This is a genomic window from Ancylobacter dichloromethanicus (genome assembly GCF_018390645.1).
GTDB classification, from domain to species: domain Bacteria; phylum Pseudomonadota; class Alphaproteobacteria; order Rhizobiales; family Xanthobacteraceae; genus Ancylobacter; species Ancylobacter dichloromethanicus.
Genome location: NZ_JAHBGC010000021.1, coordinates 15067 through 29635, shown reverse-complemented (window position 1 = coordinate 29635; position 14569 = coordinate 15067). Strand labels below are relative to the sequence as shown.

The window sequence follows — 14569 nt, the reverse complement described above, 5'->3', positions numbered from 1 at the left end:
TCCGCTCACGCCGTGCCGCCGAGCGGCGCCAGCGTCATCAGCCGGTCGGGCGAGAGCTGGGCGAGGCTGGTGACGCCGAGCAGCCCCATGGCGCGGTCGATCTCGTCGCGGAACAACCCCAGCACATGCGCCACCCCCGCCTCGCCGCCGACCGACAGAGCCCAGAGGTAAGGCCGGGCGATGAAGCAGGCGGAGGCGCCGAGCGCCAGCGCCTTGACCACATCGGTGCCGCGCCGGACGCCGCCGTCCAGCATGACCGGAATGCGGCCCTCCACGGCACGCACGATGGCGGGCAATGCCTCGATGGAACTCACCGCGTGGTCAAGCTGGCGGCCGCCATGGTTGGAGACGATCAGCCCGTCAACGCCCCGCGCCACCGCCTCCGCCGCCTCGCCGGGGTCAAGGACGCCCTTGAGGATCAGCGGCCCTTTCCAGAGGCGGCGCAGATCGTCGACATCCGCCCAGGTCATCGCCGGATCGAACATGTCGTGCATGCGGGCGGCCAGCGTGCGGATGTCGGAAGGCTGGCCCTCGCGGCGGTAATTGCCGAAGGTCAGCGTCGGCAGTTCCCGGCCCATGCGCATGAGCCAGGGCAGTTTCGTCGCCATCGCCAGCGTGTCGGCCGCACCGAAACGCGGGGGAATCGTGAAGCCGTTGCGCAGGTCCCGCTCCCGCTTGCCGTGGAGCTGGTTGTCGGTGGTCAGCACCAGCGCCTTGTAGCCCGCCGCTGCCGCGCGCTCGGCCAGCTCCCGGGTGAAACCGCGGTCGCGGTAGACGAAAAGCTGCATCAGGCGGTTCGGCTCCCCGGTGGCGGCGATGTCCTCCAGCGTGCAGACCGAGCCGTGGCTGGCACAATAGGCGGTGCCGGCCTCGTTCGCCGCACGCACGGCGAGTTTCTCGGCGCCCGGCCAGAACAGGCCGGCGAGGCCGGTGGGGCCGATCATCACCGGCATCGACAGATCCATGCCGAACAGGCGCTGCGACTGGTCGCGGACAGGGGCGCCGTCGAGCGGGCGCGGCAGCAGGGCGTAGCGTGCGAAGGCGGCCTCGTTGCGGCGCAGCGTATGCTCGTCCTCCGCGCCGCCGTCCGAGAAGTCGAACACCGGACGCGGCAGGGCGCGGCGCGCCATGAGACGCAGGGCGCGCACGCTGATCGCCTCGCGCCGCAGACGGGCGGTGAGCACGGGGCCGGCCGGGGGATGGTTGCTGGCAGACATGGATGGACCTCGGGAGCGGCACGGGAGGGCGAACGCCGGCGGGCGGCGTCAGCTTTCCTCCTGGAAGGCGACCTCGCGGGTGCGCCGGAAGGCGGGAAGCAGAACGAGGATCAGGCAGCCCAGAGCCGCGACGAGCAGCCCGGCGCTGATCGGTCGGGTCACGAAGATGGCGGGGTCGCCATAGGAGACCTGCATGGCGCGCCGCAGGTTCTCCTCCATCAGCGGGCCGAGAACGAAGGCGAGCAGAAGCGGCGCCGGCTCGCAGCGCCACTTGGACAGCATGTAGCCGAGAAAGCCGAACACCATCAGCAGCATGACGTCGAGCACGCTGCTGTTCACCGTGTAGACGCCGATGCAGCAGAAGACGAGGATCATCGGGTAGAACAGGTGATACGGCACGCGGAGCAACTGCACCCAGATGCCGACCAGCGGCAGGTTGATGACGACCAGCAGCGCGTTTCCGAGCAGCATCGAGGCGATCAGGCCCCAGAAGATGTCGGGATTGCTGGTGATGACGCGCGGCCCCGGCTGGATGCCGTGGATGAGCAGCGCGCCGGCCATCAGCGCCATCATGGCGTTGGAGGGAATGCCGAGCGTGAGCAGCGGGATGAAGGAGGTCTGCGCGCCGGCATTGTTGGCCGCCTCCGGCGCCGCCACCCCTTCCACGGCGCCCTTGCCGAAACGCTCGGGCGTCCTCGAGATCTTCTTCTCGATCGTATAGGCGGCAAAGGAACCGAGCGTCGCGCCGCCGCCCGGCAGGATACCGAGGATGCAGCCGACCAGCGTGCCGCGCCCGGCCGCCGGCCAGAAGCGGCGGAAATCCTCGCGCGAGGGCCACAGATCGCGGATACGGGTCTGCATCACCGTCTGGTGGTGATCGCTCTCGATGTTGCGGATGATCTCGCCCACCCCGAACAGGCCCATGGCGAGCGGCACGAAGCCGATGCCGTCGAACAGCCCGGGAAAACCCAGCGCCATGCGCAGCGAGCCGGACTCGACATCGGTGCCGACGCAGCCCAGCAGCAGGCCGAGTATTATCATGCCCAGCGCCTTCAGCACCGAGCCGTGCGCCAGCACGATGGCGGCGATGAGCCCGAGCACCATCAGCGAGAAATATTCCGCCGGCCCGAACATCAGCGCGAGCTTGGAGATCGGCGGCGCGAACAGGGCGATGACCAAGGTGGCGACGACGCCGGCGCAGAGCGAGGCGAGCGCCGCCACGGCGAGCGCCGGCCCCGCCCGGCCCTGCCGGGCCATCTGGTGCCCGTCGAGGCAGGTCACGACGGAGGAGTTCTCGCCGGGAAGGTTGAGCAGGATCGCCGAGGTGGAGCCGCCATACTGCGCGCCGTAATAGATGCCGGCGAGCATGATGAGGGCGGAGGCGGGCTCCAGATAGAAGGTGATCGGCAGAAGGATGGCAATGGCGGAAAGCGGCCCGATGCCCGGCAGGACGCCGATGAGCGTGCCGACCAGCGTGCCGGAGAGGCAGTAGAGGATGTTCGCCGGCAGGAGGGCGATGGTGAAGCCATGGTAGAGCGAGACGAAGCTGTCCATCAGTAGATGTGTCCCCAGGGCCAGACCCGCATGGGCAGGCCGAGACCGACGCGGAAGACCAGCACCACGAAAACCGCCATCCCGGCGGCGACGAGCACCGCCTCGATGAAGCGGGTCTGCCGCCGCGCCAGGCAGGACACCAGCACGGTGCCGGCCACGGCGATCACGGCTCCGAAGCGGTCGATGGTGAGAGCGAAGAAGGCGATGCTGCCGAGCACGAACAGAATCTGGCGCGGATACCAGGCCTCGAAGGGCTCGCCCTCGGTCAGCAGCCCCTGCGCGACGATGGCGATGCCGAGCACCATCTCGATGGCCGCGAGCAGGCGGGGAAAGAACCCCGGCCCCATGGCGTCGACGGTGCCGGGATTGAGCGGTCGGGCGAGGATGAGCGCGAAGATCGACAGGGCGATGAGGAGAACGCCCACCATCACGTCGTTGAGATTGCGGATCCGAGACATCATGGGTCCTGCGGGGCATGGAACGGTCCGTTCGGCCCGCGCCGTCCGAAGGTGATCCCCGGAAGCGGGGCTTCCGGGGCGCGCGTGCGGAAAGGGCGATCTCAGAGCGAGATCTTGGCCTCCCGGACGACCTCCTCGACGATCCCCTGCCAGTTGGCGAGGAAGACCTTGAAGTCGGCCGTCGAACTGCCGACCATCAGCGTGCCCTGCGCGGCCAGCTTGTCGTAGGCGGAGGGCGTCTTGGCCGCCTGCGTGACCGCCGCCTGCATCTGGCTCACAATGTCCGCCGGGACGTCCGCCGGCGTGAAGATGCCGCCCCAGTCGGCGTGGTTGGCCTTGGGCAGGCCGAGTTCGGCAAGCGTCGGCACGTCGGGGAACTGCTGCAGCCGCGTATCGTTGCCCACCGCCAGGAGGCGGACCTTGTCGGCCTGGATCATCGGCGTCAGCGTCGAGACGTTGAGCACGGCGAGATCGAGCTGGCCGCCGACCACGTCACGGGCGATTTCCGGGGCGACGCGGTAGGAGATGTTGCGGAACTTCACTCCGCCATAGAGCTGGATCGCCTCGGCGACGATGTGCGGAACGCCGCCGATGCCCGAGGTGCCGTAGCGGATGCGTCCCGGATTCTCCTTCGCATAGGCCATAAGCTCCTCGAAGGTCTTCCACTGCGAGTCCTTCGCCACCGAGATGGTCTCGGGGTATTTCACCATCTGGGTGACCGGCTGGAAATCGGCCTGGTAGTTGATCGGCAGGTCCTTCATCAGCAGGGGCGTGACGAGCTGCTGGAGGCCGTTCATCAGGTAGCCGTAGCCGTCATGCGGCAGCCCCAGCACCGCCTGGGCGGCGACGAGCGAATTTCCGCCGGTGCGGTTCTCGACCACCATCGGCTGCTTGAGGATTTCGGACACGGCCTGGAAGGTGACGCGGGTGGCGATGTCGCCGCCGCCGCCGGGGCCGAAGCCGGTGATGACCTGAACGGGCCGTGTCGGCCAATTCGTGCCCGAAGCCTCCTGGGCCCCGAGGCGGCCGGCGGCCAGCACCACCGGCGCGGCCAGAGCGAATTTGAGCGCGTCGCGCCTGTCGATTCTCGGCATTCGTTCCTCCCACATGCTGATTGAAGACGCGCTCTCCGGCGCGCTGCGCAGCCACGGCCCCTCATTGGCGAGGTGTCGACCCGTGCACCGCCTGTCACCGCATGGAAGCCGATGCAGTTGGGCTTGTCAACAAATCTGTCGACACATTAGTATGGTTTTCACCATACGCCGCTGGTCGGCCGGCGGCCGCGATGCCGCCAGCCATGCCTGTAATTAAGAATATCAGGGCGAGGCCGGGCGGGTGCCGTGACGGCCGAAACCGGCCGGGGGATCGCCGCTTCCGGAGTTTTTGTCGACACTCGCCTACCCGGCCGCACCATCGCCTGAAGTCGTCCCACGAGCCGCGAGGAACCCGCCGATGAGAATTGCCGCCGTTCACACCCATGTCCTCGAAGCGGCACTGTCGAAGCCCTTCGGCTGGTCCTTCGACAACACGCGCGTGCGCGGGGCCTGCATCGTCGAGATCGTCACCGATACCGGCCTTGTCGGCTGGGGCGAATGCTACGGGCCGGCGCGCATGAATGCGGCGGTGATCGACGGCTTCCGCCGTCACCTGATCGGTGCCGATCCGATGGCCGGCGAGGCGCTGTGGCAGACCCTTCACAGCCGCTTCCGCGATTATGGCCAGCGCGGTCTGGTCATCGCCGCCCTCAGCGGAATCGACATCGCCCTGTGGGACCTGCGCGGCAAGGCGCTCGGCGTTCCGGTCCATCGCCTCATGGGCGGCCCGCTGCGCACGCGCGTGCAGGCCTATGCCACCGGCACGTACAGGCTGGAGCAGGGCGACCCGCTCGACTACGTGATCGAGGAAGTGCGCGGCTATGTCGAGGAGGGCTTCGAGGCGGTGAAGCTCAAGATCGGCCTCGATCTCGAAGAGGATATCGCCCTCATCCGCGCGACGCGCGCCGCCATCGGGCCCGGACGCCAGCTCATGCTTGACGCCAATCACGGCTTCGACGCGCTCGACGCCATCGCCCTTGGCCGCCGCGTCGCCGACCAGAACATCGCCTGGTTCGAGGAGCCGGTGATTCCCGAGGATCTCGCGAGCTACCGGGAGGTGAAGGCCGGCCAGCCGATCCCGGTCGCCGGCGGCGAATGCACCGCAACGCGCTGGGGCTTCCTCGACATACTGGCGACGCGGGCCGTCGACATCGTCCAGCCCGACACCGCCGCCGCCGGGGGACTGACGGAATGCAAGAAGATCGCCGACATGGCGGCGGCCTTCGGCGTGCGCTACATCCCCCATGTCTGGGGCACCGGCATCGGGCTGGCAGCGGCGCTGCAGCTTCTCGCGGTGTTGCCGCACACCCCTCCCCGCCACACGCCGCGCGAGCCGCTGCTGGAATTCGACCGCTCCGAGCACCCGTTCCGGCAGGCTGTGCTCACGTCGCCGATCGAGCATGTGCGCGGATGGGTCGACATTCCGACCGGCCCGGGCCTCGGCATCGAGATCGACCGCGCGGCGCTGGCCCGCTTCGCCGCCGCGTGAACCGCTACCCGCCAAGTCAGGAGAGTGCCGTGCCGCATCTGCAAGACCGTGTCGTCCTCGTCACCGCCGCCGCGCAGGGAATCGGCCACGCCATCGCCGAGGGTTTCCTCGGCGCCGGCGCGCGCGTCTGGGCAACCGACATCAATGAAGGCGGGCTCGCCGGGCTTGAGGGAGCGCAGGCGCGCGGCCTCGACGTCCGCGATTCCGGCGCCGTGGACGCCCTCGTGGCCGAGATCGGCAAGATCGACATCCTCGTCAACTGCGCCGGCTTCGTGCATGCGGGCTCCGTGCTCGACTGCACGGCCGAGGAGATGGACTTCGCCTATGATCTCAACGTGAAGTCGATGTACCGCACCATCCGCGCGGTGCTGCCGGGCATGCTGGCGCGCGGCGACGGCGCGATCATCAACATCGCTTCGGTGGCGAGCAGCATCAAGGGCGTTCCGAGCCGTTTCGCCTACGCCACCACCAAGGCCGCCGTCATCGGCCTCACCAAATCGGTTGCCGCCGATTATGTGGGGCGCGGCATACGCTGCAACGCCATCTGCCCGGGAACGGTAGAGAGCCCTTCGCTCGAAGGCCGGCTGCGCGCGCTGGGCGACTATGAGGCGGCCCGCACCGCCTTCATCGCCCGCCAGCCGATCGGCCGCATCGGCCGGCCGGAGGAGATTGCGGACCTCGCCGTCTACCTCGCCGGCGCCGCCTTCACCACCGGCGCGGTGCATGTGATCGACGGCGGCTGGTCGATGTAGGGCAAGCGCGGCGGACGCCGTGGAGGCGGCATCCGCCGGCGGGCCTCATGCTTTCGCCTTGACCTCGTCCAGCCGGGGCTTGGGCAGCTTGGGCTGGTAGCCGCGGCGATAGAGCATGATCGTGCGCCGGAAGGTGATGACCACTTTGCCGTCCTGATTGAAGCCGGTGGTGGAAACCTTGACGATGCCGACGCTCTCGCGCGACTTCGACAGGCGCTTCTCCAGAACTTCCGATTGCGAATAGATGGTGTCGCCCTCGAATACGGGATTGGGCAGGCGGATTTCATCCCAGCCGAGATTGCCGAACACGTTCTGCGAGAGGTCGGACACGCTCTGCCCCATCACCGTGGCGAGCGTCAGCACCGAATTGACCAGCGGCTTGCCGAACTCGGTCTGCGCGGCATAGTGATGGTCGAAATGCACCGGCGACGGTGCGCCCATCAGCAGGGTGAACCAGGAATTGTCGGCCGAGAGCAGCGTGCGCCCGATCTGGTGCGGATAGACGTCTCCGACCTCGAAATCCTCATAGAAACGTCCCTGCCAGCCGATTTTCTCTGCCACTTTGGCCTCCTTGTTGGTGAGCGGTTCTTCACGCGCCGGGACCGGCCGCCGCCTCGGCAGGGGCGAATTCGGCGCGGATGCGTGCGCTGTCGGCGCCGAGCGCCGGCACCCTGCTGCCCGAGGCGACGAGGCGCCCGGCCGGTCGCGGCATCTCGACCCTCTCGCCGCCCGGCATCTCGACCGCGATGCGGCGCAGCGCCGGATGGACGGAGAGATCGTGCAGCGTCGACACCCGCGCCCAGGCGATCTGCCCCGCCTCCAGCCGCTCGATCATCTCGTCGCAGCGATGAGCGGTGAACACCTCGTGCACGGCGGCATCGAGGGCGTCGCGGTTCTGCACCCGCGCCCAGTTGTCGATGAAGCGCGGATCCTTTGCCAGCTCGGGAAGGCGCAGCACGGCGGTGCAGAAGCGCACCCATTCGGCGGCCGACTGGATCGACACGACGATATCGCCATCGGCGCAATGATAGGGGCGATAGGGATAGACGGAAGCGTGGGACAGGCCGTAGCGCGCCGTCTCGATGCTCATATAGTCGTAATGCAGCAGCGGCAGCGACATCCATTCGGCCATGGCGTCGAACATGGCGACCTCGATCGCCTGCCCGCACCCCGTGCGCTCACGCTCCAGCAAGGCCTCCAGCACTGCGCAATAGGCATTGGTGCCGGTGCCGATATCGGCGATGGAGATGCCGACCTTGGAGGGCACCTCGGGCGTGCCGGTGACGGCGCAGATGCCGCTCTCCGCCTGCACCAGCATGTCGTAGGCGCGCTTGGCCGCATGGGGCGTGCCGCGCCCGTACCCCATGATGTCGACGACGACCAGCCGCGGGAATTCGCGCGTGAGCTGCGCCGCGCCGAGCCCGAGGCGGTCGCTGGCGCCGGGGGCGAGGTTCTGCAGGAAGACGTCCGCCGTCGCCAGCATCGCCTTCATCAGCGCCAGATCGCCCGGGTCCTTCAGGTTGAGGACGACGCTCTCCTTGCCGCGGTTGAGCCAGCCGAAGGCCGCCGAGGTGCTGCCCAGCGCCTTGTCGTAATCGCGCGCGCGGTCCCCCTCCCCGGCTTCCACCTTGATGACGCGGGCGCCGGCATCGGCCAGCCGCATCGCGCAGAGCGGGCCGGCGACCGCCTGGTCGATCGACACCACGAGGATGCCGCTGAGCGGGCCGGACGACGGGGAAGCGGCGGCGGGGCGAGGCATGGGGGAAGGCTCCGGTGTCATTTCTGCTGCCCCGTCACCTTGTCGAGGCCGACGAGCCGGTCGAGCAGGAGGACGAGGACGAAGGCGATGTAGATGGTGGCGGCCGAGACGGCGGCGATCATCGGGTCGACCGAGTACTGGACGTAGTTGAACACCTTCACGGGGATCGGCGACTGGGCGATCACGGTGTTGAAGATGCTCACCTCGACGTCGATCCAGCTCATGATCAGCCCGAACAGGCAGCCGGCGATGATGCCCGGCTTGATGAGCGGCAGGGTCACGAGGAAGAAGGTGCCGAGGCCCGAGGCGCCGAGGTCCTGCGCCGCCTCCTCAAGCGAGGTGTCGAAGCCCTCGAGCGAGGCCAGGGTCGTGCGCACGATGTAGGGGAGGATGATGACGACGTGACCGACGAGCATCGCCTCGAAGCTGCGGGCGAAGCCGAGCGCGCCGGAGATCTGCAGCACCCCCACCCCGATGATGATGGCCGGCAGGATCAGCGGCGACAGGAACAGATTGCCCAGCATCTGCGCGCCCGGCAGGCGGCCGCGCTTCAGCACCAGCGCCGCCGGGACCCCCAGAACAAAGCCGATCAAGGTCGAGCCGAAGGCCAGACGGGCGCTGAGCAGGATGGCGTCGACATAGGAAGGGTCGGCCAGGAAGCGCTGATACCAGCGCAGGGTGAAGCCGACCGGCGGAAAGGCGAGATATTCCGTCGTGGTGAAGGAAATCGCGATGACCACGGCGAGCGGCAGCACCAGATAGATCAGCACGGCCCATGCGATGATCGAGATCAGCAGCGGTCCCGCGGCATCGCGGGCGCGGGTCAGGCGGCGGCTCATGTCGACGTCCCCCGTGCCGGCCGGCGCTCCATCAGCAGCGTGTAGGCGATGATGAGCGCGAAGCTCGCCACCAGCAGCACCACCGCGATGGCGCTGCCCAGGAACGGATTGAAGACCAGCATGAACTGGTCGTAGATCAGCATCGACGACACCACGGAACGCCCGCCGCTCATGATGCGCGGCGTCACATAGCTGGAAATGCTGAGCGTGAAGACGATAAGCGTGCCGGCGACGATGCCGGGGGCGCTGAGCGGCAGCGTGACCTTCAGGAAGGTGGCGAAGGCCGTCGCCCCGAGATCGCGCGAGGCCTCGCGCAGCGAGCCGTTCATGTTCTGCAGCACGCTGGCGATGGCGAGCACCATGAAGGGCAGCATGACGTAGATCATGCCGATGATGATCGCGACCTCGGTCGACAGAAGACGCAGCGGCCGATCCACGATGCCCAGCAGCAGCAGCGTCTCGTTCACCAGCCCCTCGCGCCCGAGAAGCACGATCCAGCCGAAGGAGCGCACGATGTTGGAGGTGAACAGCGGCATCAGGATCAGGATGAAGCATAGCCGGCGCATTGTCCGGCGACGCTCGATCAGGCTCATGTAATAGGCCAGCGGATAGCCGAGGATCAGCGTGGCGACGCAGGTCACCAGCGCGATCCAGAAGGTGTAGCCGAGGACGCGCCAGTAATAGGCTTCGCCGAGGACGGTCGCGTAGTTCGCCAGCGTCAGTTCGCCCGCCTCGTTGGAGAAGCTGTCGACCACCACCATGCCCAGCGGCGTGACGAAGAAGACGATCAGGTAGATCAGGGGGATGCCGAGCAGGATCGCGGCCCAGAGGCGGTTGATGCGCATGGCTCAACCCGTCAGCACGCGGGCGGCTTCGCGCGCCCATCCGATGCGGACCGGCGCACCGGCCGGCAGGGTGTCCTCGGTGCCGGCGCCGGCCTGCTGGATGACGACGGACTGTCCGTTGGCGATCTTCACGAAGAGCCGGGTGGCGTTGCCGATGAACACCCGGTCGGTCAGCGTGCCGGAAAGACTGACGCCCCCGGCCGGCGCGGCGCCGACGCGGATCTCCTCCGGGCGGACGAGCAAGGTGGGTGCGCCGGCGCCGGCCGGCGCGCGGTAGGGCAGCGGCTCGGCTTCGCCGGCGATGCGAAGCGTGCCGTCGGGACCGGCCTCCAGCGGCAGCAGGTTCGCCTCGCCGATGAAATCGGCGACATAGCGGCTCTGTGGCCGGGCATAGATGTCCTCGCCGGTGCCGACCTGGGCGATGTCGCCTTCCTGCATGACGACGATCCGGTCGGCCATGACGAGGGCCTCCTCCTGATCGTGAGTCACGAACAGGAAGGTGATGCCGAGCTTCTGGTGCAGGTGCTTCAGTTCCATCTGCATGCGCTTGCGCAACTTCAGGTCGAGTGCGCCCAGCGGCTCGTCGAGCAGCAGCACCTTCGGCTTGTTGGCGATGGCGCGGGCGAGGGCCACGCGCTGCTGCTGCCCACCGGAGAGCTGCGCCGGCAGGCGGTCGGCATAGGCGGTCATGCCCACCGTCTCCAGCGCCGGGTCGACGATGGCGGCGAGGCCGGCCTTGTCCACGCCGTTGCGGCGCGGACCGAAGGCGACGTTGTCGCGCACGGTGAGGTGCGGGAACAGCGCGTAGTTCTGGAACACCATATTGACCGGCCGCCGGTTGGGCGGCTCGCCGGCGATGGACCGGCCGCCGATGGCGATATCGCCGCCGTCGATGTCGACGAAGCCGGCGATGGCGCGCAGCAGCGTGGTCTTGCCGCAGCCGGAAGGTCCGAGGAGGGCGACGAACTCGCCCTCCTCGATGTCCAGCGACACACCCTTCAGCACCTGCAGCGACCCGTAGGATTTGGTCAAGCGGTCGATGGCGATCAGCGGCATGGGTTCAACTCCCCGGAGGCGGCCCGCACGCTCACTGGCGACCGAGCACGTCGCGGTTCCAGGCGTCGACGATCTCCTGCCGGTGCTCGTTGATCGCGATGGCATCGGAGAAGCGCAGATCCTTGATCGAACCGTTCGGCCCCCAGGGCAGGCGGGCCTTCGCCTTCTCGCTGAGCGAGATGTCCTTGACCGAGGGACCGTAGAAATAGTTCTCGACGAAGCATTTCTGCGCGTCGGCGGTCAGGGCGTGGTTGATGAAGGCATAGGCCGCCTCGGACGGCTTGATGAGGTGAAGCCGGGTGCCCGAGGCGAGGCCGCCCTCCTTCGGGATGACGAAGCCGACCTTGAACGGGTTGGCGTCCGCCAGCGACCAGACCGCGCCGCTGTCCAGCACGCCGATGATCGCTTCCTTGCGGGAGAGGATGTTGCTGGCATTGCCGCCGGAGTCGTAGAACGCGGCGACCTCCAGCTCCTTCATCTTCTCGACGCCGGGCTTCAGGTTGTCGATGCCGCCGCCGAGCAGTTCCGAGACATAGACCAGCATGGGCGGGCCGGAACCGTCCGACATGGAGGGCCAGGTCGACAGGCCCTCATATTCCGGCTTCCACAGGTCGAACCAGGAGGTGGGAGCCTCCTTCACCTCGTCCTCGTTGTAGACAATGCCGACCGAATAGTAATAGTCGTCGAGCCCGGTGATCTTGCCGTCCTTGTTCTTGTGGACCGCTTCCGGGATGATGTTGGCGATGTTGGGCACCTTGGCCGGGTCGATGTCCTGGAAGACACCTTCCGACTCCGCCGCCTGCGAGACCTCGCCGTCCAGCCAGATCACGTCGAGCGACTGATTGCCCTTCTGCTGCTTCAGCTTCGCGACGGTGACCGACGACACGCCCTGATCCACCGTGACCTTGATGCCGGTCTTCGCGGTGAAGGTGTCGATGACGCATTTCTGCAGCGTCTGGCCGTGCTTGCCGCCGAAGGCCGCAACCACGAGCGATTCCTGCGCGCTGACCGGTGCGATGCCGAGCGCGGCCAGGACCGTTCCTCCGAGGAGATAGGAAAGGCACCGATTCATGACGTTCCTCCCTTTGAATGTTCTTTTCGTTGGCCGGCGCATTGAAGCGGATCGGAACGGGCGACGTCAAGATATGTGTCGACAGATTTTTATCCGCCACTCAAACACCCGGCGATGTCATCTGGCGCCAAGCCTTCATGCCTCGCCGGCGCGGCGTACATCTAATTAGCTGATGCTCCGTACTTTTCCGTGATTCAAGCGCCTTCTCTGCCAGGCATCGCGGCATACAGGCCCACTTGGCAGGTGCGATCCAAGCGTTCGCCGATAAGCGATTTCTGGTAATTATGTCGACATGACATGCCGCGTCAGGCCGAATGCCATCCACGCGGGAACCTCCCCGGAAGTCCGCCGCGAATGGACGGAATGCCGATCCTGTCGACAGGATCGGCCGCGCGGCGGTAGATTGCTTCCGGAAGCCCGGCCGACGCCGGCGACGGGCAAAGCGGCGGAAGGCGACCCTTTCCTTGACGACGACCACCTTCGAGCGCGCCGATTCCTGGATCGCGACGCCTCCCTCCAGCCAGCCCGAATCCTTCCTCAACGCCGTTCTGGTGGTGCGCCGCATCGTCGCCGAGCATCACGACCGGCCTTCACTGGTCTCGCGCGTCGCCTGCGAGGTGGGCGCGGAGATCATCGAGAACATCCGCCAGAGCGGGGAGGACCTCAGCTCGGTCGAACTCGCCGAGCGCTACGAGACCAGCCGCACGCCCATCCGCGAGGCGCTGCTGCTGCTGGAGAAGGAAGGACTGGTGCGCATCCCCCAGCGCCGCCGGCCGCATGTCGCGGTGCTGGACATCGAGGAAGTGCGCGAGATCTATCGCGTGCGTGCCGTGCTCTTCGGCGCGGTGGCCTCGGACGCGGCGACCCTGCGAACGCCGGAGGACATGCAGGCCCTGCGCGAATTGCTGGCGCGCCTCAGCGCCGCCCATGACGCGCACGACCTCTCCGCCTATCTCTGGGCGAATGTCGAATTCTACAACCGCCTCACCATCGCCGCGCGCAACGCCACGGCCAAGCGCATCCTCGATTCGCTGCTGCTGCGCACGCTTCGCCTGCGCCGGCTGTCGCTCTCGCAGCCGACACGCCGCGAGAAATCCATGGCACACCACGTCCAGCTCATGAACGCGCTGGAGGAGCAGGACGCACCGCTCGCCGACGTCCTCATCCGCTCCAACCACCTGCACGCGCTGGCGGTGCTGGAACAGATCTACGCCGACGGCGGAATCCCCTCCCCGATGCGCTCGCGCCGCCGGCGGCGCCAGGCGGCCGCGGCGGCGCTGTAGCCCCCTTCGGGCGCAGGCGCGTCAGCCCTCGCCTTCGATCGGCACCAGGAACCGGCCGTCCTCGATGCGCTTGACGCCGTCGACATAGAGCGTCGGCTCAAGGATGACGCCGTCCATGTGGATCTTGGACATGATCGAGCCGCCGACATCGACATTGGTGCCGAGGCCGAAATGCATCGTGCCCATGATGTTCTTGTCCTCGCGCTGGATGCCGCGGATGACGGCCTTGGCGTTGACGCCCACCGACGCCTCGGCGGGGCACATATAGGCGTTGTCGTCACCATAGGTGGCGAGGAAGTCGCGCAGGATGCGCGCATCCGCGCCGCCGTCGATCTTCACCACCCGGCCGTTCTCCACCGTCAGTTCGATCGGCGAGGAAAGCTTGCCGAGGTGGTGCATGGTGAGGTCGATCACCAGCTTGCCGTTGGCCGTGCCCTCGATCGGGGCGACGTTGAACTCGCCGGTCGGGTACAGATAGTAATAGAGCTTGCCGGCCGGCCGGTTCTCGTCCTTCTGGAAGTTGATGATCTTGTAGGGATCGAATTCCGGGCCCGGCAGCGGCGGGATCCAGACCATGTTCTCAACGCTGTAGGTGAAGTCGGTGCCGTAGCGCGACGTCACGCGGCAGGTCTTGGCGCCCTCGCCGAACACGTTCTTGCCGACATAGTGCTTGCGCACGGCGATCTGCTTCATATCGTCGGCGATGGCGCCGGACTGCAGCCACTCCAGCCGCATGCCGCCATCGAGGCAGATCGAGGGAATGCCCGCCTCCATGGAGCGCAGGCTGGCGGCGCAATGGAGCATGCCGGTCGACGAGCACAGGACGTTGACGTCCGACTTCATCATCGCCTCGCACACCGCGGCCGGCGGGTCGTAATAGTCGGCGGGGCGGCGGCTGAAAAGGCAGAGCGTCGCATCCGCCTCGATGTCCGCCAGAATGGTCATGATGGCCTGCCAGACGCGCGGATCGTGCTCGGTGTCCGACAGGATCAGGACGCGCTGGCCCTTCTTGATGTTGCGCACCAGCGGGCGGCGCAGATGTTCCAGCGTGCCCGTCATCAGGCCACTCACTCCCGACATTTTTTCTCTCCTGATTGCCGAGCAGCGCGCTACGGCGTCAATGGCATTAGTGTCGACATTTTTATAATTGA

Annotated in this window: 14 protein-coding genes; 3 read left to right on the top strand and 11 right to left on the bottom strand. The window is 67.3% G+C overall.

The genetic code is table 11. The features are described from left to right. Positions 1-5 precede the first annotated feature (5 nt). The 4 genes from KHC23_RS13920 to KHC23_RS13905 all read right to left on the bottom strand — a co-directional run bounded on the left by KHC23_RS13920 (position 6) and on the right by KHC23_RS13905 (position 4323). Entirely contained in the window at positions 6-1217 is a 1212-nt protein-coding gene (locus KHC23_RS13920; protein WP_213373275.1) for an alpha-hydroxy acid oxidase, read from the bottom strand. 48 nt (positions 1218-1265) lie between these two features. Further along, complete coding sequence (locus tag KHC23_RS13915; protein ID WP_213373274.1) at positions 1266-2771, bottom strand: tripartite tricarboxylate transporter permease; 1506 nt, start codon at positions 2769-2771, stop codon at positions 1266-1268. Next, positions 2771-3232 (bottom strand): tripartite tricarboxylate transporter TctB family protein, encoded by a 462-nt coding sequence (locus KHC23_RS13910; RefSeq protein ID WP_213373273.1) that lies wholly within the window; start codon positions 3230-3232, stop codon positions 2771-2773. The genes KHC23_RS13915 and KHC23_RS13910 overlap by 1 nt, the downstream gene beginning before the upstream one ends. Before the next feature lie 98 nt (positions 3233-3330). Continuing rightward, positions 3331-4323, bottom strand: coding sequence for a Bug family tripartite tricarboxylate transporter substrate binding protein (locus KHC23_RS13905; protein ID WP_213373272.1), 993 nt, complete (start codon positions 4321-4323; stop codon positions 3331-3333). A 358-nt stretch (positions 4324-4681) separates the two neighbouring features. On the opposite strand from KHC23_RS13905, the gene KHC23_RS13900 reads away from it, so the two are divergent. Together KHC23_RS13900 and KHC23_RS13895 are read left to right on the top strand one after the other, a co-directional pair. Beyond that, positions 4682-5812, top strand: a complete 1131-nt coding sequence (locus KHC23_RS13900; protein WP_213373271.1) for a mandelate racemase/muconate lactonizing enzyme family protein — start codon at positions 4682-4684, stop codon at positions 5810-5812. 29 nt (positions 5813-5841) lie between these two features. Next, positions 5842-6564, top strand: a complete 723-nt coding sequence (locus KHC23_RS13895) for an SDR family oxidoreductase (protein ID WP_271188652.1) — start codon at positions 5842-5844, stop codon at positions 6562-6564. A 45-nt stretch (positions 6565-6609) separates the two neighbouring features. On the opposite strand, the gene KHC23_RS13890 is transcribed toward KHC23_RS13895, so the two are convergent. Genes KHC23_RS13890 through KHC23_RS13865 form a run of 6 tightly spaced genes read right to left on the bottom strand, consistent with a single transcriptional unit; the run spans position 6610 to position 12135 of the window. After that, complete coding sequence (locus KHC23_RS13890) at positions 6610-7125, bottom strand: MaoC family dehydratase (protein WP_213373269.1); 516 nt, start codon at positions 7123-7125, stop codon at positions 6610-6612. A 28-nt stretch (positions 7126-7153) separates the two neighbouring features. Then, positions 7154-8323: a CaiB/BaiF CoA transferase family protein gene (locus KHC23_RS13885; protein ID WP_213373268.1), complete on the bottom strand. Its 1170-nt coding sequence runs from the start codon at positions 8321-8323 to the stop codon at positions 7154-7156. Positions 8324-8340: 17 nt separating this feature from the next. After that, positions 8341-9162 carry an ABC transporter permease gene (locus KHC23_RS13880; protein ID WP_213373267.1) on the bottom strand — a complete coding sequence of 274 codons (822 nt, stop codon included), beginning with the start codon at positions 9160-9162 and terminating at the stop codon, positions 8341-8343. Continuing rightward, positions 9159-10007 carry an ABC transporter permease gene (locus KHC23_RS13875; protein WP_213373266.1) on the bottom strand — a complete coding sequence of 283 codons (849 nt, stop codon included), beginning with the start codon at positions 10005-10007 and terminating at the stop codon, positions 9159-9161. Before KHC23_RS13875 ends, KHC23_RS13880 begins: the two co-directional genes overlap by 4 nt. A 3-nt stretch (positions 10008-10010) precedes the next feature. Then, positions 10011-11063 (bottom strand): ABC transporter ATP-binding protein, encoded by a 1053-nt coding sequence (locus KHC23_RS13870; RefSeq protein WP_213373265.1) that lies wholly within the window; start codon positions 11061-11063, stop codon positions 10011-10013. 31 nt (positions 11064-11094) lie between these two features. After that, positions 11095-12135: an ABC transporter substrate-binding protein gene (locus tag KHC23_RS13865; RefSeq protein ID WP_213373264.1), complete on the bottom strand. Its 1041-nt coding sequence runs from the start codon at positions 12133-12135 to the stop codon at positions 11095-11097. Between the two features lie 464 nt (positions 12136-12599). On the opposite strand from KHC23_RS13865, the gene KHC23_RS13860 reads away from it, so the two are divergent. Continuing rightward, positions 12600-13418 (top strand): GntR family transcriptional regulator, encoded by an 819-nt coding sequence (locus KHC23_RS13860; RefSeq protein WP_246544603.1) that lies wholly within the window; start codon positions 12600-12602, stop codon positions 13416-13418. 21 nt (positions 13419-13439) lie between these two features. Here KHC23_RS13860 and KHC23_RS13855 read toward each other — a convergent pair whose 3' ends face one another. Further along, positions 13440-14498 carry an aminopeptidase gene (locus KHC23_RS13855; RefSeq protein WP_213373262.1) on the bottom strand — a complete coding sequence of 353 codons (1059 nt, stop codon included), beginning with the start codon at positions 14496-14498 and terminating at the stop codon, positions 13440-13442. Between the last annotated feature and the right edge of the window lie 71 nt (positions 14499-14569).